Source organism: Avibacterium avium, from assembly GCF_900454535.1.
Lineage (GTDB): Bacteria > Pseudomonadota > Gammaproteobacteria > Enterobacterales > Pasteurellaceae > Avibacterium > Avibacterium avium.
In genome coordinates this window covers 42,501-64,650 of sequence record NZ_UGSP01000001.1, presented here as the reverse complement: position 1 = coordinate 64,650, position 22,150 = coordinate 42,501, and the positions used below count along the sequence as shown (strand labels likewise).

Annotated in this window: 23 protein-coding genes (1 of these 23 running past the window's edge); 12 read left to right on the top strand and 11 right to left on the bottom strand. The window is 42.7% G+C overall.

Annotated elements, in window-relative coordinates; translation table 11 throughout:
- Positions 1-63 precede the first annotated feature (63 nt).
- Entirely contained in the window at positions 64-408 is a 345-nt protein-coding gene (locus tag DYC50_RS00320) for a carboxymuconolactone decarboxylase family protein (RefSeq protein ID WP_115248549.1), read from the top strand.
- A gap of 74 nt (positions 409-482) precedes the next feature.
- Here the strand turns inward: DYC50_RS00320 and lysA are convergent, their stop codons facing one another.
- Complete coding sequence (gene lysA / locus DYC50_RS00315; RefSeq protein ID WP_115248548.1) at positions 483-1,733, bottom strand: diaminopimelate decarboxylase; 1,251 nt, start codon at positions 1,731-1,733, stop codon at positions 483-485.
- 31 nt (positions 1,734-1,764) lie between these two features.
- Entirely contained in the window at positions 1,765-1,884 is a 120-nt protein-coding gene (gene lptM / locus DYC50_RS10715) for an LPS translocon maturation chaperone LptM (protein ID WP_115248547.1), read from the bottom strand.
- Positions 1,885-2,033: 149 nt separating this feature from the next.
- On the opposite strand from lptM, the gene cyaY reads away from it, so the two are divergent.
- The 4 genes from cyaY (at position 2,034) to DYC50_RS00290 (ending at position 6,282) form a co-directional block, all read left to right on the top strand.
- Positions 2,034-2,342, top strand: a complete 309-nt coding sequence (cyaY, locus tag DYC50_RS00305; protein WP_103854294.1) for an iron donor protein CyaY — start codon at positions 2,034-2,036, stop codon at positions 2,340-2,342.
- A gap of 61 nt (positions 2,343-2,403) precedes the next feature.
- Positions 2,404-4,248: a DNA helicase RecQ gene (gene recQ, locus DYC50_RS00300; RefSeq protein WP_115248546.1), complete on the top strand. Its 1,845-nt coding sequence runs from the start codon at positions 2,404-2,406 to the stop codon at positions 4,246-4,248.
- 91 nt (positions 4,249-4,339) lie between these two features.
- Positions 4,340-5,518, top strand: coding sequence for an ATP-grasp domain-containing protein (locus DYC50_RS00295; RefSeq protein WP_115248545.1), 1,179 nt, complete (start codon positions 4,340-4,342; stop codon positions 5,516-5,518).
- Between the two features lie 8 nt (positions 5,519-5,526).
- On the top strand, positions 5,527-6,282 hold the full coding sequence (locus tag DYC50_RS00290; RefSeq protein ID WP_115248544.1) for an esterase family protein: 756 nt from the start codon (positions 5,527-5,529) through the stop codon (positions 6,280-6,282).
- A gap of 93 nt (positions 6,283-6,375) precedes the next feature.
- On the opposite strand, the gene pssA is transcribed toward DYC50_RS00290, so the two are convergent.
- Entirely contained in the window at positions 6,376-7,737 is a 1,362-nt protein-coding gene (pssA, locus tag DYC50_RS00285) for a CDP-diacylglycerol--serine O-phosphatidyltransferase (protein WP_115248543.1), read from the bottom strand.
- Positions 7,738-7,910: 173 nt separating this feature from the next.
- Here pssA and DYC50_RS00280 point away from each other — a divergent pair, with 173 nt between their 5' ends.
- The gene (locus DYC50_RS00280; RefSeq protein WP_115248542.1) at positions 7,911-8,957 is read left to right on the top strand and encodes a TrmH family RNA methyltransferase; all 1,047 of its coding nucleotides are present in this window, start codon (positions 7,911-7,913) and stop codon (positions 8,955-8,957) included.
- Positions 8,958-8,961: 4 nt separating this feature from the next.
- Here DYC50_RS00280 and DYC50_RS00275 read toward each other — a convergent pair whose 3' ends face one another.
- Positions 8,962-9,222: a YfhL family 4Fe-4S dicluster ferredoxin gene (locus tag DYC50_RS00275; RefSeq protein ID WP_103854484.1), complete on the bottom strand. Its 261-nt coding sequence runs from the start codon at positions 9,220-9,222 to the stop codon at positions 8,962-8,964.
- Positions 9,223-9,295: 73 nt separating this feature from the next.
- Between DYC50_RS00275 and DYC50_RS00270 the strand changes: the two genes are divergently transcribed.
- The 3 genes from DYC50_RS00270 to fbaA all read left to right on the top strand — a co-directional run bounded on the left by DYC50_RS00270 (position 9,296) and on the right by fbaA (position 12,525).
- On the top strand, positions 9,296-10,036 hold the full coding sequence (locus tag DYC50_RS00270; RefSeq protein ID WP_115248541.1) for a ribonuclease T2 family protein: 741 nt from the start codon (positions 9,296-9,298) through the stop codon (positions 10,034-10,036).
- Between the two features lie 158 nt (positions 10,037-10,194).
- Positions 10,195-11,364: a phosphoglycerate kinase gene (locus DYC50_RS00265; RefSeq protein ID WP_115248540.1), complete on the top strand. Its 1,170-nt coding sequence runs from the start codon at positions 10,195-10,197 to the stop codon at positions 11,362-11,364.
- Positions 11,365-11,445: 81 nt separating this feature from the next.
- Positions 11,446-12,525: a class II fructose-bisphosphate aldolase gene (fbaA, locus tag DYC50_RS00260; RefSeq protein ID WP_017806342.1), complete on the top strand. Its 1,080-nt coding sequence runs from the start codon at positions 11,446-11,448 to the stop codon at positions 12,523-12,525.
- A 135-nt stretch (positions 12,526-12,660) separates the two neighbouring features.
- Here the strand turns inward: fbaA and DYC50_RS00255 are convergent, their stop codons facing one another.
- From DYC50_RS00255 to tsaD, 4 genes are all read right to left on the bottom strand, one after another.
- Positions 12,661-13,416 carry a class I SAM-dependent methyltransferase gene (locus DYC50_RS00255; protein ID WP_115248539.1) on the bottom strand — a complete coding sequence of 252 codons (756 nt, stop codon included), beginning with the start codon at positions 13,414-13,416 and terminating at the stop codon, positions 12,661-12,663.
- Between the two features lie 182 nt (positions 13,417-13,598).
- Positions 13,599-14,180, bottom strand: a complete 582-nt coding sequence (locus DYC50_RS00250) for a thymidine kinase (protein WP_103853578.1) — start codon at positions 14,178-14,180, stop codon at positions 13,599-13,601.
- Positions 14,181-14,192: 12 nt separating this feature from the next.
- Complete coding sequence (locus tag DYC50_RS00245) at positions 14,193-14,426, bottom strand: hypothetical protein (RefSeq protein WP_115248538.1); 234 nt, start codon at positions 14,424-14,426, stop codon at positions 14,193-14,195.
- 19 nt (positions 14,427-14,445) lie between these two features.
- Complete coding sequence (gene tsaD / locus DYC50_RS00240; protein WP_115248537.1) at positions 14,446-15,486, bottom strand: tRNA (adenosine(37)-N6)-threonylcarbamoyltransferase complex transferase subunit TsaD; 1,041 nt, start codon at positions 15,484-15,486, stop codon at positions 14,446-14,448.
- A 252-nt stretch (positions 15,487-15,738) separates the two neighbouring features.
- On the opposite strand from tsaD, the gene rpsU reads away from it, so the two are divergent.
- From rpsU to rpoD, 3 genes are all read left to right on the top strand, one after another.
- On the top strand, positions 15,739-15,954 hold the full coding sequence (gene rpsU / locus DYC50_RS00235; RefSeq protein WP_103853581.1) for a 30S ribosomal protein S21: 216 nt from the start codon (positions 15,739-15,741) through the stop codon (positions 15,952-15,954).
- A gap of 148 nt (positions 15,955-16,102) precedes the next feature.
- A complete protein-coding gene (gene dnaG / locus DYC50_RS00230) occupies positions 16,103-17,866 on the top strand; it encodes a DNA primase (protein ID WP_115248536.1) in 1,764 nt (587 codons plus the stop codon).
- 74 nt (positions 17,867-17,940) lie between these two features.
- The gene (gene rpoD / locus DYC50_RS00225) at positions 17,941-19,815 is read left to right on the top strand and encodes an RNA polymerase sigma factor RpoD (protein ID WP_281268536.1); all 1,875 of its coding nucleotides are present in this window, start codon (positions 17,941-17,943) and stop codon (positions 19,813-19,815) included.
- Between the two features lie 61 nt (positions 19,816-19,876).
- Here rpoD and DYC50_RS00220 read toward each other — a convergent pair whose 3' ends face one another.
- From DYC50_RS00220 to DYC50_RS00210, 3 genes are all read right to left on the bottom strand, one after another.
- On the bottom strand, positions 19,877-20,503 hold the full coding sequence (locus DYC50_RS00220; RefSeq protein WP_115248535.1) for a YchE family NAAT transporter: 627 nt from the start codon (positions 20,501-20,503) through the stop codon (positions 19,877-19,879).
- A 167-nt stretch (positions 20,504-20,670) separates the two neighbouring features.
- Positions 20,671-21,501, bottom strand: a complete 831-nt coding sequence (locus tag DYC50_RS00215; RefSeq protein WP_115248534.1) for a MetQ/NlpA family lipoprotein — start codon at positions 21,499-21,501, stop codon at positions 20,671-20,673.
- Between the two features lie 38 nt (positions 21,502-21,539).
- A protein-coding gene (locus tag DYC50_RS00210; protein WP_103854440.1) for a methionine ABC transporter permease crosses the window boundary here: on the bottom strand, positions 21,540-22,150 show its 3' portion. It continues 79 nt past the right edge of the window; the window shows 611 of its 690 coding nt (coding positions 80-690); the start codon falls outside the window, past its right edge — the gene reads right to left on this strand; the stop codon is at positions 21,540-21,542.

Sequence of the window (22,150 nt, the reverse complement as noted above, 5' to 3'; positions counted from 1 at the left end):
TGAATAGTCTCATAATAGGTAGCGTAATTCATTACATTTCATTACATAAATAAGGACAATAAGATGTTTAAAGATTGGAAAGCAGAAGAAGCTCACGTTAAAAAATCTTTTGGTGAACTTGGTAAAAAATACCCAAAAATGCTGCAAGCTTACGGTGCATTATCGCAAGCAATGGCTGATTCAGCTCTTGATGCGAAAACCCGTGAATTAATCGCTTTAGCAGTAGCGGTTACTACGCGTTGTGAGAGCTGTATTGCCGTACACGCAGATGAGGCGGTAAAAGCAGGAGCAACGGAGCAAGAAGTGGCATCGGCATTAGCCACGGCAATTGCATTAAATGCTGGCGCAGCTTATACCTATTCTTTGCGAGCATTAGAAGCCTTTAATGTGAATTCATCACAAGACTAAGCCTATTTTGTTTAGCGTGCTATAAATAAAAATCCCTAGTTTTTGCTAGGGATTTTTTTATGCATAAAATTTATTTACGGCAATACACTTTCTAACTGCCATAATTCAGGGTAGGTTTCACGGCGTTTAATGAGATGTGCTTGATCGCCGTCCACCATCACTTCAATCGCTCTTGGGCGTGAGTTGTAAGTGGACGCCATACTTGCGCCGTAAGCACCGGCAGAACGCTGGGCGATGAGATCCCCTTGGGCAATCGCCAGTTCACGCTGTTTTCCTAAGAAATCAGAGGTTTCGCAAATTGGGCCGACCACATCATAAACTTTTGTTTCGCGCGGCAGGCTGCGATCCACTTCAATAATATTCATATAAGCTTGATACAACGCAGGGCGAATCATATCGTTCATTCCCGTATCCACAATGGCGAAATTACGGCTTTCATTGCTTTTTAGGTATTCTACTTTGGTGAGCAAAATCCCTGCATTCGCAGTGATTGCACGCCCCGGCTCAAGGATAATTTCCAAGTTTGGGTAATCTTTTAATTTAGTTAATAGCGCTTTTGCATATTCACTTGGGTGCGGCGCATTTTCATCTTTATAGGTTACGCCCAAGCCGCCGCCTAAATCTAAATGTTTTAGTTCGATGCCATCTTGAGCAAGCTGCTGCATTAGCACGATCAAGCGATCTGTGGCATCAAGGAATGGCTGAATTTCTGTGAGTTGTGAACCAATATGGCAATCCATTCCCGTAATTTTAATGTGTGGTAGCTGGCTTGCGATGCGATACACTTCGCGGGCTTCATCGACACTCACGCCGAATTTATTTTCTTTCAAGCCTGTGGAAATGTAAGGGTGGGTGTGTGCGTCCACATCGGGGTTTACACGCAAAGAAATGGGAGCGATTTTGTTTAAACGCCCTGCCACCTCATTAATGCGATAAAGCTCCGCAAGGCTTTCTACATTGAAACAACGAATGCCCACGTTTAACGCACGCTCAATTTCTTGTTCCGATTTTGCTACGCCAGAAAACACCACTTTGCTCGCGTCGCCACCTGCTGCAAGGACGCGTTCTAATTCTCCTTGCGACACAATATCAAAGCCCGATCCAAGTTTTGCCATAATATTTAAAATCGCTAAATTGGGGTTAGACTTCACCGCGAAGCAAATAAGGTGGGGGTGATCGCCTAAGGCGTTATCAAAAGCGTGCCAGTGGCGTTCAAGGGTCGCACGGGAGTAAATATAAGCGGGTGTGCCGAATTGCTGGGCGATTTCAGCCACAGGCACTTGTTCTGCCATCAGTTGATCATCTTTATATTGAAAAAAATCCATCGGATTGTCCTTTACTTCTTATTGTTAATTCTTATTTTTGTTGCGCTTGTGAGTTGTCTTGTTCAGGGAAATAAAGCGGGCCTTTTACCCCACAACCAGCAGCCGCAAGGGTAATCGCGCCTAAGGTGAGGATTAAAATTAGTTTTTTCATCTTGTATTCTCTTGGGTTATCTTAGAAATCTTACGCATAATAACGATATTTATAGAAAGATCTATTCTTTTTTACATCATTTTGCACTTTGTATAAATAGCAAAAACTCTCTATAATTCTGCCTTACCTATTTCGCTTATGGAAAAATTATGAACGTTACAGAATTTCATCAAAATATTGAGCAAGTTTGGCTCAAAATTGAAGAACAATTAGAAGAACAAGATTGCGATGTGGATTGCGACACGCAAGGTTCGGTGTTTACAATCACCTTCCCTGATCGCAGCCAAGTGGTGGTAAACAAGCAAGAGCCATTGCTTGAACTCTGGCTTGCCAGCAAAGCAGGCGGTTTTCACTTTGCGTTCAAAGACGGGCAATGGATCGCCAATGACGGCAAATTATTCTGGCAATGCTTGGAAGAAGCCTGTCGCGTACACGGCGAGCAAGTGCATTTCGCCTAATGGCTCATTTCATAAATAAACAAAGTGCGGTGCGTTTTTAACCAATTTTTCGCAAAAAATAATGGAAAAAAACACCGCACTTAAGGTTTTGAACGAGGTTTTTGGTTACCAATCTTTCCGCAATGGACAAGGAGAAGTGATCAACGCTGCCCTTTCACACCAAGATAGCCTCGTGATTATGGCAACGGGAAACGGCAAATCCCTTTGCTATCAAATCCCTGCACTTTGTTTTTCGGGCTTAACCCTCGTTATTTCGCCACTGATTTCGTTAATGAAAGACCAAGTGGATCAGCTCTTGGCAAATGGCATCGCGGTGGATTATCTCAATTCCACACAAACCTTTGAGCAACAGCAAATCGTGCAAAATAAAGCCATTTCAGGGCAGCTTAAATTGCTTTATATCTCCCCTGAAAAGGCGATGACCACCAGTTTTTTCCAATTTATTTCCCATTGCCAAGTGAGCTTCATCGCCATTGACGAAGCCCATTGTATTTCCCAATGGGGACACGATTTCCGCCCTGAATACACCCAGCTAGGCGGGCTGAAACGCTGTTTTCCTAATGCTCCGATAATGGCACTCACCGCCACCGCAGACAGTGCCACGAGGCAAGATATTCTGCACCATTTGCAACTGGATAATCCACACATTTACATCGGCAGTTTTGATCGCCCAAATATTCGCTATACCTTGGTAGAAAAATTTAAACCAATGGAGCAGCTATGCCAATTTGTGCTAGGGCAGAAGGGCAAAAGTGGTATCGTTTATTGCAACAGTCGCAACAAGGTGGAACGCTTGGCAGAAAGTTTGCGCAAAAAAGGCGTGGCTGCGCAAGCCTATCACGCAGGAATGGAAGCCAGCCAACGCGAGCAAGTGCAGCGTGCCTTTCAGCGTGATAATGTGCAAGTGGTGGTGGCAACCGTTGCCTTTGGAATGGGAATTAACAAATCCAACGTGCGATTTGTGGCGCATTTTGATTTGCCACGCAGTATCGAGGCGTATTACCAAGAAACAGGACGCGCAGGGCGTGATGACTTGCCTGCCGAAGCGGTGCTATTTTACGAACCTGCCGATTATGCGTGGTTACAAAAAATGCTGCTGGAAAAACCAGAAAGCCCGCAGCGCCAAATTGAACAGCATAAATTAGAAGCCATCGGCGAATTTGCCGAAAGTCAAACTTGCCGCCGTTTAGTCTTGCTGAATTATTTTGGCGAACATCGCCAAGCGCCGTGCGGAAACTGCGATATTTGCCTTGATCCGCCGAAAAAATATGACGGCTTAATTGACGCGCAGAAAGTGATGTCCACCATTTATCGCGTGGGGCAAATGTTCGGCGTGCATTATGTGATCGGCGTGCTGCGCGGAATGCAAAATCAAAAAATTAAAGATAACCAGCACGATCAGCTCAGCGTGTACGGCATTGGCAAAGACAAAAGCAAAGAATATTGGCAGTCCGTGATCCGCCAGCTGATTCATCTTGGGCTTGTGCAACAAGTGATGAATCAATTTCATTCGGTGTTACAGCTGACGGAAAATGCGCGCCCAATTTTGCGTGGTGAACAGCCTTTAGAGCTGGCAATGCCAAGGGTTTCTTCCATTATGACAGCACAAAGCTCACAAAAAAGTGCGGTGCAAAATTACGACAAAGATCTCTTTGCCCGCCTGCGTTTCTTACGCAAACAAATCGCCGACAAAGAAAACATTCCGCCTTACATCGTATTCAACGATGCCACCCTGCAAGAAATGGCACAATATCAACCCACCAACAAACGGGAACTGCTACAAATCAACGGCGTGGGTGCAACCAAATTAGAGCGCTTCGGACAGGCATTCCTGCATATTATCCAAGAGCATAAATCGCTCAGCACAAAAAACAGCCAACCGCTTAAATTATCTAACGAAAAATAACCGTACTTTGTTTGAAAATAGATCGATTTATGCCGATTATTTTGGGTATAATGCAATCGTTTTCGTTATTTTTTAGATTGAGGGATAGTCTATGTCAAGACCACTAAACTTTGTGATGATTTCACCCCATTTCCCAACCAATTTTGAAACCTTTGCCGTGCGTTTGCGGGAAAATGGGTTCAACACCTTAGGCATTGCCGACACGCCTTATGAGCAACTAAGTGAAAATCTGCGCAATGCGCTGACGGAATATTATCGGGTGGATAATATGGAAGATTATGATCAGGTTTATCGCGCGCTGGGCTATTTTGCGCATAAATATGGGCGTATTGATCGCATTGAATCGCACAATGAATATTGGCTTGAGCTAGATGCGAAACTTCGCACGGATTTCAATGTATTTGGTTATAAAAATGACGATATGAAATCCATTAAAACCAAATCAAAAATGAAAGAAATTTTCCGCCAAACAGGCTTAAAAGTGGCGAAAGGACGTGTATTTGAAAGCGATGAAGATGCCAGAAAATTAGCGCACGAATTGCATTATCCCGTGATTATCAAACCCAATTCTGGCGTAGGCGCGAGCGATACTTATAAGATTAAAAATGCACAAGAATTGGAAAACTTCTTCAGCCATAAAAATCCCAACGTGGAATACATTATGGAAGAATTTATTGACGGCGATATTGTTACCTTTGACGGCTTAACGGATCGCGATGGCAATATTGTGTTTTATTCCAGCCTTGAATATTCCGAAGCGGTGCTGGATACCGTAGAAAAAGACGGCGATATGTTCTATTACGTTCCCCGTGAAATTTCGCCAAAATTGGTGGAACTTGGTCAAAAATGCGTCAAAGCCTTTAATGTGAAAGAGCGGTTCTTTCATTTCGAGTTTTTCCGTGTGAAGAAAACCAACGAATTATTACCATTAGAAGTGAATTGTCGCCCACCAGGTGGTTTAACCATTGATATGTGGAATTATGCCAATGATTTCGATGTATTCAATGAATATGCGCATATTGTGAAAGACAACCAATTCCACGCGCAAATTTCGCACCCTTGGAATGTGGTGTATATCTCTCGCAAGGCAAATCAGCATTATGCTCATTCCATTGCTGAAGTGTGCGAAAAATTCCCACACAATATCATTAGCGTACAGCAAGTGCCGGGCGTATTTGCCAAAATTATGGGGGAAGAAGGAATATTGGCGCGCACGCCAAGCCTTGAACAAATGCGTGAAATTATTCAATTTGCCCATCAAAAACAATAGGAGGAAAAATGTTTTTTGAACGCCGTCATCATTGGAGCGGAGAACTTGGCCGCGAAATGCCTTTTAATGTCTATGGCCACAGTGGCAAACCTGTGATTGTTTTTCCTTCATCGGGGGGAAATGAAAATGAATATGGCAATTTTGGAATGATTGATGCCTGCCGTTCTTTCATTGAACGCGGCTTAATCAAATTTTACACCCCTGATTCTTTTGATAAGGAATCTTGGCTCGCGGATTACAAATCAGGGCAAGATATGGCACAGGCTCACAATGCTTATGATCGCTATATTATCAATGAATTAGTGCCATTAATTCGCTTTGAGTCCCAATGGCAAGGTGCAATGATCGCCACTGGTTGTAGTATGGGCGCATTCCACACCATAAATTTCGCCTTACGTCACCCTGATCTTTTTGATACTGCCATCGCCTTAAGTGGCGTGTATGATGCGCGTTTCTTCACAGGAGAATTTCACGGCAACGCGGAAGTCTATTTTAATTCCCCCATTGATTATTTATGGAATCAAAACGATCCGTGGTTTTTAGAGCGCTACCGCCAAAACCATTACATAGTAGCCGTTGGGCAAGGCGCTTGGGAAGAACAACACATCGCCGACACCGCACGCTTACAACAAGCCTTCCAAGCCAAAGATATTCCCGCTTGGTTTGACTTCTGGGGAACAGATGTGGATCACGACTGGCCTTGGTGGCGCGTACAAATGCCTTATTTCTTAGGGAAGTTGGAAGAACAGGGGTTGTTGAAATAGGTGGATAAAAGAATGATTGGTAATTGAGCTAAGAAGGAAATATTAGGGGGATCTTAGTTTTAAGATCCCTAAATCCCTAAATTAAGGAATTAGCTACAAAATCATCTTCACCAATTTATCCGCTTTGATACGGGCGAATTTTTTTAGTAGTTTTTGCACGGGGGCTGGGTATTGTGAGAGTTCGTCCAGTTTCGTGTAGTGTTTTAGTTGGGTGGTGTGTTGGCGGATGCAGGCTAGCTCTTGTTGCACTTGGGCTTGCAGCTGTTGGGCTGGGTCTTGAATGAGCAAACCATTTTCTGCATCTAAACGCCAAGCACGCGGATTTAGGTTGTTGCCTGTTAATAAAATATGGCTATTGTCCACCCATACCCCTTTGAGGTGATAACTGTTCTCACCGTCTTTCCAAGTGCGGATCACCAATTGCCCTTGGGTAATTTGTGCTTCAAACTTTTGGCTAAAACGGCGAAGATTGCTTTCATATAAATAAGGCAGTGCGCCCGCCATTTTGAACGGCTGTGAAGGGGGAATGTAAAAATCGTTAGCGGTTTTGTCGCCCACGATAATTTCAATGTGTTTGCCTTTTTGTAGTAAACGGCGTATTTTTTGTTGTAATGGACGTGGAAAATTGAAATATGGCGTACAGATCACCAATTTTTCTTGCACGATTTGGAAAAGATCTTCAATCGTACGGTTAAGCAGGTTTGCACCACCGCCTAAGCCAAAAAGTGGGGTGATTTTTAAGCCAGAATTTTCTTCGTTGACAAACTTATACTGCCCATCTGCTGCCAAGCCTTTACGGAAAGCACGAATATGCTGGCGAATTTCTTTGGTTTTTGGACGTTCAGAATTATCCAACGGTAGCACTGCTTGATTACTCAGGAGATACTGTTGTAGGAAATTCACCATTGAATCCGCAAGGGCGGAATGGGTGATTTTATGATAACGGTCGTAGCGGTATTTTTCATTTTGCTGCAAATACACATTATTAATGCTCGCTCCGCTATATAACAAGGTATCATCAAAAATAAAGCCTTTAATATGCAACACACCAAACACTTCGCGCGTGTTCACTGGCACGCCGAAAAACAAATGGGCGTGTTCACCATATTGATGAATGGCACGTTGTTCGCAGTACCAATCTGCGTTGGTGGCAGATTTTTCTGCGCCAAGCAAATTACGCTGCGCGCGGTGCCAATCGACAAAAATTTTCACTTCAAGCTCGGGATTACGGCTTTTAGTGGCAAACACTTCATTTAAAATTTCTTGCCCCGCTTCGTCATTTTGCCAATAAAGTGCGGTGATATAAATGCGTGTTTTTGCTTCACGAATAAGCTGGATAATTTGTTGCTTAAATTCCGCAGGGTGGTGAAGAAAATCAATTTGCGAGGGTTGTAGTGCCAAACTCGGCAAAACTTGCAAATTTTCTTCTGCCCTTTTCGTTTTATTTATCAACATAATTTTTTACTCTAATTTTGATAATCCATTTTTTCAGCCTTGTAGTTTACAATATTTACTTCTTGGCTTGGTAGAAAAAAGATATTTTTTCGCTATAATGCATTCAATTTCTCACAAAGTGCGGTGAAAATTCGCCCACTTTTCCCATTTTTATCACAATTTGGCAACATAAAATGAACGCAAAAAAACCGACTTTCCAGCAAGCAGATTCCACCAAACGCTTCAATGAACGCTATTCTGGCGAAAAACAAGATAAAAAAGCGCCGCACTTTTCCCCTCATTCTTCCCGTGGCAAAAAGGACGACAAACGCACTTTCTCGCGTGAAAGAACACCCACAAAATCCGCGGAAAAAGTGCAACAACGCACAGAATTAACAATGGGAAATGCGCGCGGTACAGCCAATGTGAAAGTGGTGATAAAATGCACAGGCGTGAAAGAAAAACAGAAAAAAACTGGCCCACTTTCCCCACGCGCACCAGAAAAGATTAAGAAAAATCGTGCAGAAGAAATGAAAGTGTATGGCGAAAATACGTGCCTTGCCTTATTTGCTGAGCGCCCTGAAAGCATTGTTCGTGTGTGGACAACCGTGGAAATGGCACACCGTGTGGGCGAGTTATTTAGCTATTTGGCGGCGAATAAAAAAGTCTATCACGTTGTGGATAGCAAAGAGCTTGCGCTAGTGAGTGGCACGGAGCATCACAACGGCATTTGTATGTTGGTGAAAAAGCCACGTTATTTTACGTTGAGCGGTTATTTGGATATTCCGCGTGAAAAAGATGCGTTGATCTTACTCGATAATGTGCATAACGCACATAATATTGGTGGGATCGTGCGAACTTGTGCAGTCTATGGCGTGAAAGGTTTAGTGTTAAGCGAAGCCGATTTGTTAAATTCTGCTGCAGCAATGCGTGTGGCAGAAGGCGGTGCGGAATATGTGCATACTTTACTTGCCGACAGCAGTGAACAGGCGTTAGAAAAATTGCGTGAAAAAGGCTATCAAATTGTGCATTTAAGCCAAAGCAAGCAAGCGAAGCCGTTCGCTCAGCTGATATTGAGCGATAAAGTGGTCTTTGTTTTAAGCGAAAGTGCGGGTGAAAATTTGGCAAAAAATCACGATGAAGTAGTCAATTTATCCCTTGCCAATCCGCTGAAAGCGGGCTTGAATGTTGCAGTGGTAGCGGGCGTGTTATTGGCAAAATGGGCGGAGAAAACCCTTTAAATCGCTATAACTGATCAGAATGATGAATTAACACAAAGCGTTCCCACAATTGGGCTTCGCTTTCTTGATGATCGGGATCGGGCTTGATGCAGTTGGTGATCGGGCAAACTTTTTGGCAAGTTGGGGTATCATAATGCCCCACACATTCCGTACAAAGATTGGGATCGATCACATAAATGTCATCGCCCACGGAAATGGCATCATTCGGGCATTCTGGCAAGCACATATCGCAATTTGTGCATTTATCTGTAATTAAAAGTGCCATAAATTCCCCATAAAATCATTGAAAGGGCGAGATTATAAAGAATCGGCAAGGAAAATTAAATAGGCAAAACAAAATGAGCAAGAAAAACAACAAAGGACTTTCTTTTTTAGGCACATTAATCATTGCAGGCATTGCATTGATTTGGAATTATTTTCAGCCTAGCGGAAAAACACACCAACCTGAACCCACGGCGCAATCTCAGCAAAATCAAGCAAAGACACCAACACAACAAAATACACCAGCACCGCTTGACGAGAATTATGATTACATTATGCGCGATGACGCCATTGGACAAAATAAAAGCGCACCTGTGGATTATTATATGCTGGCGTTGTCTTGGTCGCCGGGATTTTGCCAAGCGCAAAAAGAACGTTACAACGGCAACTTACCGCAATCTTTAATGAGCCAATGTGGCACGCAGCAGTATGGTTGGGTGATCCACGGCTTATGGCCGCAAAATGCCAATGCGCGTTCGGTCAGCGATCATCCGCGTTTTTGTCAGGGCGATTTGCCGATGGTCGATCCTGCGGTGATTAAGCCTTATCTTGCAGATAGCCCGAGTGCGAATTTATTGCAAGGGGAATGGGAAAAGCACGGCGCTTGCGCTTTCAAAAATGCCAACGCTTATTTTGAAAAACAGCAAAATTTATACCGCACTTTGAATTTACCTGATCGCAATTTACCACGTAAAGAATTGTTTGCTTGGTTAAAAAAACATAACCCACAGCTGAAAGGGGCGTATTTGGGCGCAAGCCATAATGAATTATTTATTTGCTATGATTTGCAGTGGCAAGTGATGGATTGTCCGCGCTAGAAGAATTTGGCTCGATTTGAAGTATTAAAAGATCTATTATTTCTGAGAATTAAAAAAATCCAGCGGATAATTTGATCTAAAGCAGTTACAATCTAGCTTGAACTAGGTATAATGCGAGCAGTTCTATTTATTTTTAAACTATATAAAGAGGGTAAATTATGTCAGTAATTAAAATGACCGACCTAGATTTAGCAGGTAAACGCGTATTTATTCGTGCAGACCTGAATGTGCCAGTAAAAGACGGCAAAGTAACGTCTGATGCTCGTATTCAAGCAACCATTCCAACCTTAAAACTCGCCCTTGAAAAAGGTGCGAAAGTGATGGTTACCTCTCACTTAGGTCGCCCAACCGAAGGCGAATTTAAACCTGAAGATTCCCTCCAACCTGTGGTTGATTATTTAAAAGACGCAGGCTTTAACGTGCGTTTAGCCCGTGATTATTTAGACGGCGTAGAAGTAAACGATGGCGAAATCGTGGTACTTGAAAACGTGCGTATCAACAAAGGCGAAAAGAAAAATGATCCAGAATTAGGTAAAAAATACGCCGCACTTTGCGATGTATTCGTAATGGACGCATTCGGTACGGCACACCGCGCGCAAGCCTCAACCTATGGTGTGGCTGAATTTGCCCCAATCGCCTGTGCAGGCCCATTATTAGCGGCGGAATTAGATGCCTTAGGCAAAGCCTTAAAAGAACCACAACGCCCAATGTTAGCCATTGTGGGTGGTTCAAAAGTTTCTACCAAATTAACCGTGTTAGATTCCCTCTCTAAAGTGGCGGATCAACTGATTGTTGGCGGCGGTATCGCAAATACTTTCATCGCAGCAGAAGGCAAAGATGTGGGTAAATCTTTATACGAAGCAGATTTAATCCCTGAAGCACAACGCTTAGCAAAAGCCACACAAATCCCAGTGCCAACAGATGTTCGCGTAGGTTTAGAGTTCTCTGAAACTGCGCCAGCGATTGAAAAATCTGTTGATGACATTAAAGCCGATGAATCTATCTTCGATATTGGCGAAAAATCTGCAGAAGAATTAGCGAAAATCATTAGAAGCGCAAAAACTATTCTTTGGAATGGGCCTGTGGGCGTGTTTGAATTCCCTAACTTCCGTAATGGTACAAAAGTCGTGGCTGATGCTATTGTAGAAGCAACCCAAAACGGGGCGTTCTCTATTGCAGGCGGCGGTGATACCCTTGCAGCGATCGATCTTTTCGGCATCAAAGATAAAATTTCTTACATTTCAACTGGTGGCGGTGCGTTCTTAGAATTCGTAGAAGGCAAAGTATTACCAGCCGTTGAAATCTTAGAAAAACGTGCAAAAAACTAATTCATTGATTTTAGGGCGTGGCGAATGCAGTACGCCCTTTTCATATTAAAAACCACTATTCACTAAATAGGAAACAGAAAAATGGCAAAATTATTAGACATTGTAAAACCGGGCGTATTAACTGGCGATGATGTACAAAAAGTTTTCAACTATGCAAAAGAACACAATTTCGCAATCCCAGCAGTAAACTGCGTGGGGACAGACTCTGTTAATGCCGTATTAGAAACCGCAGCACGCGTTAAAGCGCCTGTGATTATCCAGTTCTCTAACGGTGGTGCACAATTCTATGCGGGTAAAGGCATTAAACCAGCAAGCGGCGCGCGTCCTGATGTATTAGGTGCCATTGCAGGGGCAAAACACGTTCACGAATTAGCTGCTGAATACGGTGTGCCAGTAATTCTTCACACTGACCACGCAGCGAAAAAATTATTACCTTGGATTGATGGCTTATTAGAAGCGGGTGAAAAACATTTCGCAGAAACAGGCAAACCACTTTTCTCATCACATATGATCGACCTTTCTGAAGAGCCAATGGAAGAAAATATGGCGATCTGCCGTGAATACCTTGCGCGTATGAGCAAAATGGGTATGACCCTTGAAATTGAAATCGGTATCACTGGTGGGGAAGAAGACGGCGTAGATAACTCTGATGTTGATGAATCTCGTTTGTACACTCAACCTGAAGACGTGCTTTACGTTTACGACCAACTTAACCCAGTTAGCCCACGTTTCACCATTGCTGCGGCATTTGGTAACGTACACGGTGTTTACAAACCAGGTAACGTGAAATTAAAACCATCAATCTTAGGCGCATCACAAGAGTTCGTTTCTAAAGAACGTGGTCTTCCACCAAAATCATTAGATTTCGTTTTCCACGGCGGTTCTGGTTCATCAACTGAAGAAATCCGTGAAGCAATCAGCTACGGCGCAGTGAAAATGAACATCGATACAGATACACAATGGGCAGCTTGGGAAGGTATCTTAAACTTCTACAAAGCCAACGAAGCTTATCTTCAAGGTCAGCTTGGTAACCCAGAGGGTGAAGACGCACCAAACAAAAAATACTACGATCCACGCGTTTGGTTACGCAAATCTGAAGAATCAATGTCTAAACGCTTAGAAAAATCTTTCCAAGATTTAAATTGCGTTGATGTGTTATAAGAAAACATATTGAAATATTTAACCGCACTTTTAAAGTGCGGTTATTTTTTTTATATGAAAGCCGAATTCTGGCAAAAAAATCCCCGCACTTTGTTATGTGAAATTTGTTGAGTAAAAGTGCGGGGATTTTTTTCGTTATTTTTGGCTACATAAGGCAATGAAGCCGAGTTTTTTATCTGGATCATTGAAAACCTTGAACATTTTTTTGAATGTCGGACGGTTTTCTGCTTTTAACGCATTGCGGATAATTTTAGCTGTGCCTAATACGCCTTCGTCATAAATCATTCCTGATGGGGAAAGTAACGTCATCTCGCCTGAATAGGTTTCCACGTTGCGGAATCCTGCTTCTAAAAAGAGCGATTTCCAGTTTTGTTTTGCCAATGGTGTTACGGTAACGTTAATGGCTTCACGTAGCTGTTGGATTACTTCTTCCGCATTGTCCGTGGTGAGCATTACATCGTGAGTGAGCAAGAAACCGTTCGGTTTGAGAACACGATAATATTCGCGCACCGCTTTGATTTTCGCTTCCACTGGCAACATTGTCAGCATTGCTTCATTAATCACAATATCAAAGCTGTTATCGGCAAAAGGTAATTTCATTGCATTGGCACGTTGAACGTGAATTTTATCTTGTAGCCCTTTTTCGGCGATATTTTTTCTGGCTTTCTCTAAGGCATTTTCATCAAGATCCACGCCCTCGATATGACAGCCGAATTTGCTGGCTAGCTCAATGGCGGTGGTTCCCATATTGCACGCCACTTCTAACACTTTTTTATTGGCGTTGAAATCACCATTTGCAATCAGCCATTCTGTGGCTTTGCGACCACCGGGGCGTAAGCGCGTTTTACCTAATCGAGCAAGGAAATTATGTCCCATTTCTTCTTTTTTCATGTTGACTCCTTATTTCAATACTTGATTCAATATATCAGCTTTTATGATGAAATAAAATTGCCTTTTATGGCTAGACGAAGCGATCTGTCCGCTCGTGTCGATAGCCCAATCGGACGCACACGTTGGTGCGTCCTTACATTTGGAAACGTTGAGTGAAAAGTGCGGTGCAAAAATGGCGAATTTTATGCCTGTTCAATTTTTTCTTTGTAATGGCGGCGACATACGGAAACGTAGTGATTATTGCCACCGATTTGAATTTGTGCGCCGTCTTTGACCACTTCGCCTTGATCGTTTAAACGCAGCACGAAATTAGCTTTGCGCCCACAGTGGCAGATGGTTTTTAATTCTTCCAGCTGATCGGCCCAAGCCAGTAAGTATCGGCTGCCTTCAAATAATTCTGCTTGGAAATCCGTGCGCAGGCCATAGCACAGCACAGGAATGTGTAATTTATCCACCACATCACTGAGCTGATAAACTTGCTCTTTGGTGAGAAATTGTGCTTCGTCCACCAAAATACAATGCAGGCTTTCTTGTTCAAGATGCAGGGCGATTTCGGCAAACAGATCTGTTTCCTTATGGAATAATTTCGCCTGCTGGCTAATGCCAATGCGTGAAGTCACTTTGCCCACGCCAAAGCGATCATCAATCGCCGCGGTGTAAACCAGCGTGTTCATTTGCCGTTCGCGGTAGTTGTAATCCGATTGCAGCAGGGTGGTGGATTTGCCCGCGTTCATCGTAGAATAGTAAAAATAAAGTTTAGCCATAATAAAGTGCGGTTATTTTGTTAGCCATTTCCAAATCAAGTAAAACACCAGTCCCGTTAGTGGTGGCAGTGTTGCGAGCATTAAAATGCCAACGGTTGTGCCTTGCCCAACCCATTGGCCAGCAAGGGTAAGGTAATCCATCACCTGTGCGGTAGGGAGTTTGATCAAAGCAAAGGCGATAAGGAGAAGCATAAGAACGCAGCCGATCCCAGCTGCGCGCATTGCGTTAGATTGTTGATTTTGCATAAATGATCCTTGTTTTATTTCACTCAGTTTGCTTAATTTCGCTCAGCTCAGTCATTGCCCAGCGCGGTTTTACTTCAATTTCTAAAGGGGAATGTTCGCCGTGTTTCAGACGTAAAAAGCCAGTGTAGGCAATCATTGCACCGTTATCGGTACAAAATTGCGGTTGAGGATAGAACACTTCGCCACCTAGTTGAGCCATCAATTCGTTCAAGGCTTGGCGCAACTGTTGATTCGCACTGACGCCACCTGCGATCACTAAGCGTTTAAAGCCCGTTTCTTGCAAGGCGCGGCGACATTTGATCACTAAGGTTTCTACCACCGCTTGTTGGAAAGCATAAGCAATATCCGCCTTGGTTTGCTCAGTGAGCGTGCCTTCTTCTTTAATCGCTTGATTGATGGTGTTTGCCGCAAAGGTTTTTAAGCCTGAAAAACTGAAATCTAGCCCTGGGCGATCAGTCATTGGACGCGGAAAGGTAAAGCGATTAGGATTGCCTTTTTCTGCTAAGCGTGCTAAGGCTGCGCCGCCAGGGTAGTCTAAACCGAGCAATTTTGCGGTTTTATCAAAGGCTTCCCCTGCTGCATCATCAATGCTTTCGCCTAGCACCTCATATTGCCCTACGCTATCTACGCGCACAAGCTGAGTATGCCCACCTGAAACAAGCAAGGCGACAAAAGGAAAGTGCGGTGCATTTTCTTCTAACATTGGCGCGAGCAAATGCCCTTCCATATGATGAACGCCAATGGCTGGCACATTCCACGCATAGGCGAGGGAACGCGCAATGGTTGAACCCACTAATAGCGCTCCCACTAACCCAGGCCCGCAAGTGTAGGCAATGCCGTCAATATCTTGCGCTGATAAATTGGCTTCTTGCAATGCCGCTTGGATAAGGGGCGCAGTTTTCCGAATGTGATCGCGCGAAGCTAATTCTGGCACAACGCCACCATAATCGGCGTGCAACGCAATTTGGGTGTAAAGTTGGTTGGCGATAAGCCCATTATTTTCATCATAAATCGCCACACCAGTTTCATCACAAGATGTTTCAATGCCTAAAATTCGCATTTTTTCTCTCTTAATTCTTATTTTTAACTGGCTAATTCTACCTTGTTTAAGGCTTTTTCTCTAGTTTATCCCAATTCATCGGTGAATTTGTGATGAAAAGTGCGGGGAAATTTTCACAAAAATTGGATCTTTTCTTTGCTTTTGCCGTTGATTTGAATTAGAATTGCCCACCTATTAGTTTAAATAAGCCGTTTATCGAAACGAAACGGTCTAAATTTTGCAAAATATTAATCCATATTGAGGTGATGGCTTATGCCGGTAATTAAAGTTCGTGAAAATGAATCATTTGACGTAGCATTACGTCGTTTCAAACGCGCTTGTGAAAAAGCGGGAATCTTAGCGGAAGTTCGTAGCCGTGAATTTTACGAAAAACCAACAACAATTCGTAAACGTGAAAACGCAACTCGTGCTAAACGCCACGCAAAACGCGTTGCTCGTGAAAATGCACGTAATGTACGTTTATACTAATTAAAAAATTTTTTTAATTAAACTCGAGTTAAGCAGGCCGTGAAACCTTTTGGAATCACGGTTTTGTTGTTTTTAGCTGCACCATTTCTTATTATCTTAGATCTATCTTGCTAAATTCTGTGTTGATTGAAAACGAGAGGAAATTATTGTGGCAGGCCATATTCCACGTTCATTTATTGATGATGTTCTTGCCAGAACTGACATTGTCGAATTGATTAATTCACGGGTTAAGCTGAAAAAAGCAGGGCGTGAATATCAGGCTTGTTGTCCTTTTCATCACGAGAAAACGCCTTCCTTTACCGTGAGTCCGAAAAAACAGTTTTACCATTGCTTTGGTTGCCACGCGCACGGTAATGCCATTAGTTTTTTAATGGAATATGAAAAACTGGAATTTATTGAGGCGGTGGAAGAGCTGGCGAATCATTTAGGCTTAGAAATTCCTTACGAAAAATCACCGCACTTTGATGGCAAGAGTAAACCACAAGCCAATTATCGCACCAAAAAGGATCTTTACCAGCTAATGCAAGAGATCGCGGTGTTTTATCATCATCAACTTCCACACAATATTCCTGCGCAATCCTATGTGCAAAAACGCGGTTTATCCACCGAAGTGATTGAACGCTTTCAAATTGGTTTTTCGCCAAACCAATTTAACGCCGTGTTAAATCAGTTTGGACGTAATCAAGAAGATCGGCAAAAATTGTTTGATGTAGGAATGTTATCGCGCAATGAAAAACAAGATGTTTACGATCGTTTTCGTAATCGTCTTATGTTTCCTATTCGTGATCGCCGTGGGCGAACTATTGCCTTTGGCGGACGAGTGTTGGGTGATGAAAAGCCGAAATATTTGAACTCGCCAGAAAGTATGACTTACCACAAAGGTAGTGAGCTTTATGGCTTGTTTGAAGCATTGCAAGTAAATGACAGCCCTGAAATGTTGCTGGTGGTGGAGGGCTATATGGACGTGGTGGCGCTGGCGCAATTTGGCGTGGATTATGCCGTAGCGTCATTAGGAACAGCCACCACACCAGAGCAAATTCAGCTTGCATTTCGTTCCACCGAACAGCTTATTTGTTGTTACGATGCAGACCGTGCAGGGCGTGATGCAGCGTGGCGTGCGTTAGAAAATGCGCTGCCTTTTTTAGAAGACGGGCGGCAAATTAAGTTTATTTTTCTGCCCGATGGGGAAGATCCTGATACCTTTATTCGCCAATATGGCAAAGACGGCTTTGAGGACTATATTCGTCAGGCGCAACCATTGAGCGATTTTCTGTTTTCTACCCTAAGTTCGCAGGTGGATTTTTCCAGTAAAGAGGGCAAGGGAAAACTTGCTGCCCTTGCTGTGCCATTGATTAACCGAATTCCGGGAGAATTGTTACGTTTATCATTGCGTCAGCTTTTGGCGCAAAAATTGGGGATTTTTAATGAAGCGCAGATCGAGCATTTAATCCCAGCACAAAAAGAAAATGATTCATCATCGCCGAAACAAAATGCGGTGAAACGCACGCCAATGCGGGTGCTGATTGCATTACTATTGCAAAATCCTGAATTGATCCAAATTGTGCCAGAAAATTTAAGCGTTCTGTCGGTACTCAATGAAGCTGGGCTAGATTTGTTTGAAAAAATCACCGCACTTTGCCGTGAGCGTGTGGGAATTACCACCGCACAAATTTTGGAACATTACCGTGATACGGAACATTTTCGCCCCCTTGAAATTCTTGCCGTGTGGGATCATTTAGTAGATGAGGATAAAATCGAAGAAACATTTCGTGAAACCCTACGTTATTTTTATTTGCAGTTGATGGATAAAAATATCGAGATGCTTATCGCAAAAGAGCGCACAGAGGGCTTAAATGAGCAAGAACGGCAGGCGCTCGCACAATTATTATTGAAAAAACAGCAAAATAAATAGTTAATCCAACATAACGGTGATAAAATTAAAGCCATTTTATCTCCCACAATTACACATCGAGGCGGATATATAATATGGATATGGAGCAAAATCCACAATCTCAATTAGAATTGCTAATCGCACAAGGGAAAGAGCAAGGTTATCTTACTTATGCTGAAGTAAATGACCACTTGCCAGAATCTGTGGACGAAGAGCAAATCGACAACATTATTCAGATGATCAATGATATGGGTATTCAAGTGCTAGACGCAGCACCTGATGCTGATGATTTGATGCTGAATGAAAATATCACCGATGAAGATGCGGTAGAGGAAGCCACTCAAGTATTATCTAGTGTGGAAGCAGAATTAGGGCGAACCACCGATCCTGTGCGTATGTATATGCGCGAAATGGGGAGCGTGGAGCTTTTAACCCGCGAAGGCGAAATTGATATTGCTAAACGTATCGAAGAAGGGATCAATGAAGTACAGACTGCCGTGGCAGCCTATCCAGAAGCGTTAAATGATCTATTAGAAAAATATGCGTTAGTAGAAGAAGGCGGAATGCGTTTGGCGGATCTGATCACAGGTTTTGTCGATCCAAATGAAATCGTTGAAGCAGCCGCGGAAGAAGAACACGAAGCGCATCTTACAGATGATGAAGATGAAGAAAGCACGACAACCGCAAGCGTAGAAGATGATGACGAAGACGAAGAAAGTGATGATAGCAGTTCTTCCGATGACAGCGATTCTGATAACAGCATTGATCCAGAAGTAGCACGCGAGCGATTTGCAGAATTAAAAGCGCAGCATAAGAAAACCTTAGATGCGATTGCAAAACACGGGCGCCATAAAAAAGCGGCGCGTGATCAAATTCAAGTTTTGGCCGAAGTTTTCACGCAATTCCGTTTAGTACCAAAACAATTTGATGAAATTGTGTTGTCTATGCGTAATATGATGAAGCGTGTGCGTCAGCAAGAACGTAGCATTCAAAAAATGGCGGTGGATAACGCTAAAATGCCAAAAGGCACGTTCCAAAAAGAATTTATTGGACACGAAACTAAAGTTGTGTGGTTAGAAAAAGCCTTAAGTGCGGGGAAATCTTGGTCAGAAAGATTAGCGCAATATGAAGAGCCAATTCGCCAAGCTATTGATAATCTTATTATTATTGAACAAGATACCGGTTTAACCATTAGCCAAATTCGTGATATTTGCGATGCGGTTTCACAAGGTGAATTAAAAGCACGCCGTGCGAAAAAAGAAATGGTTGAAGCGAACTTGCGTTTGGTGATTTCTATTGCGAAAAAATATACCAACCGTGGTTTACAATTCTTGGATCTTATTCAAGAAGGTAACATTGGCTTGATGAAAGCGGTGGATAAATTTGAATATCGCCGTGGTTATAAATTCTCAACTTATGCGACTTGGTGGATTCGTCAGGCGATTACGCGTTCGATCGCGGATCAAGCGAGAACTATTCGTATCCCAGTTCATATGATTGAAACCATCAACAAATTGAACCGCATTTCGCGTCAAATGTTGCAAGAAATGGGGCGTGAGGCTTCACCGGAAGAATTAGCAGAAAGAATGGGAATGCCGGAAGATAAAATCCGCAAAGTGCTAAAAATTGCCAAAGAGCCAATTTCAATGGAAACCCCTATCGGTGATGACGATGATTCTCACTTAGGTGATTTCATTGAAGATAGCACGTTAGAATTACCATTGGATTCTGCAACAGCACAAAGCCTAAAAGCGGCCACGCACGAAGTGCTAGAAGGCTTAACACCGAGAGAAGCAAAAGTGCTGAGAATGCGTTTTGGTATTGATATGAACACGGATCACACGCTTGAAGAAGTGGGTAAACAATTTGATGTAACCCGCGAACGTATCCGTCAAATTGAAGCCAAAGCGTTACGCAAATTACGTCACCCAAGCCGTTCAGAAACCTTACGCAGTTTCTTAGATGAGTAAGATTTGATGAAATAACAAAGGGTTGCATAAGCAACCCTTTTTATTTTGTAAAAATTGATAGTTAGAACAAATATAAATTCTTAATCCCTTCCACGATAATTTCAACACCTAGCGACATCAAAATTAAACCCATAATACGGGTGATAACGTTTGAGCCAGTTTTGCCTAATTTCTTAACTAACGGCTCAGAGTAGCGTAATAAGATGTAACAACATAAGCCAAATAGGGCGATGGTGAGTGATGTGTAAACATAATCCATCACGGTAGTTTGATTTGAGCCAAATACGATGGTTGCGCTGATTGAGCCAGGGCCAGCCATAATCGGCATTGCCAGTGGCACAACGGCGATGTTGTTGTAATCGTCAAAGTTTTCTGCTTTTTCTTCTTTATTGATTTTATGATCACCGATTTTACCGTTAATCATTGTGAGTGCGATCATTGCCACCAAGATCCCACCGGCAATGCGGAAAGAGTTAATGGAAATATGAAAGGCTTCTAAAATCATATTGCCAAAGAAGAAGCTAACTAACAAAATCACAGAAACAGAAAAGCAAGTAATTAGTCCTGTTCGATTTTGTTGAGCGGGTGTTTGGTCGGTCGTCATTGAATAAAAAATTGGAATAACCCCAATTGGGTTTACCAAGGCAATAAGACTGACAAAAAATTGAATATAAATTGCGAGATCCATAATATAGAATGAAATAGTGAAAATAGGGACGCTATTATAGGATTGATTGAGCAAATCAACAAGAAAAGTGCGGTGGTTTTTTGCTGAGAAAATAGCAAAGCCGCAGAAAAATAACGCCCCTGAACCCTCAGGGGCGATGGCATAAAATTGGTTAAAGAAGAAAGGGATTACCAGCCTTTAACTACACCGTCTTTGAAGTATTTTACCGCTTCTTGGTACACTTCATCAGTTTGGTAAGCTTTCACGAAGTTTTTCACTGCATCGCTGTCTTTGTTGTCTTCACGCGCAACGATAATGTTCACATAAGGGGAATCTTTATCTTCCACAAACACACCGTGTTCTTCAGTATTTAAGCCTACTTGACCAGCATAAGTATTGTTCACTACGGCTAAATCTACATCATCTAACGCACGCGCTGCAACTGATGTATCCACTTCTTTAATTTGTAGATTTTTCGGATTTTCTACGATGTCTAAAGAGGTTGCGAATAGGTTAGTGTTATCTTTTAATTTAATTAAACCTTGTTTTTCTAATAAAATTAACGCGCGCGCAAGGTTACTTGGATCATTTGGCACTGCGATGATCGCGCCGTCTTTTAACTCGTTTACATTTTTAATTTTTTTCGAATAACCCGCTAATGGATACACGAAAGTGTTACCCACAATTACAAGATTTTTGTAACCGTGTTCTTGTGAATCTTTATCAAGATAAGGTTTGTGCTGCATTGCGTTAAGATCTAAATCACCGTTGCTTACCGCTGGGTTTGGTAATGAATATTCGTTAAACTCAACGAATTCCACATCTAAGCCATATTTTTCTTTTGCCACTTTCGCTGCAATTTCAGCTACTTGATGCTCAGGGCCAGACATTACGCCCACTTTAATTTTTTGTGCAGCAGGTTGTGCTGCGGCGGTTTCGGTTTTTTTGTCATCTTTACAAGCAGTTAGCGCTAAAACTGATGAAAGTGCTGCAACAGTGAATAATTTTTTAAAGTTCATTTTACTTTCCTTTTTACTGAGTTAAGTTGATGTTGAGATTAACGATGATCGAAATGATCCGCTAATTTGTTACCGTATTTTTCGCATAACATCACGATAAGTACGATGATAATGGTGGAAACCCAAAGTACATAAGGCATATTACGGTGTAAGCCGAATGAAATTGCGGTGTTACCTAAACCGCCGCCGCCCACCGCGCCTGCCATTGCGGAATAACCAATCAGCGTGACTAAGGTGAGCGTCATTGCTTTAATCAGAATTGGCAAGGCTTCAGGCAAATAAAAGCGTGTTACCAACTGCCAAACGTTTGTTCCCATTGCTTTGGCGGTTTCCGTTAAACCCGTTGGAATATCGCCCAAGGCGTTTACCGTTAAACGTGCGTAAAATGGCAATGCGGCAACACTTAACGGAATGATGGCCGCCGTTGTACCTAAGGTTGTGCCGACTAAAAAACGCGTGACGGGCATTAAATCGAAGAGCAAAATAATGAAGGGAATAGAACGCCCAACGTTAATAATCACTTCTAAAGTGCGGTTCAATTTTTTGTTATTTAGGGTTTGTCCTTCTTTGGTTAAGAAGGTGATAATGCCCAGTGGCAAGCCAAATAGCACGGCAAAAAAGGTGGCCACAAGGCTCATATAAACGGTTT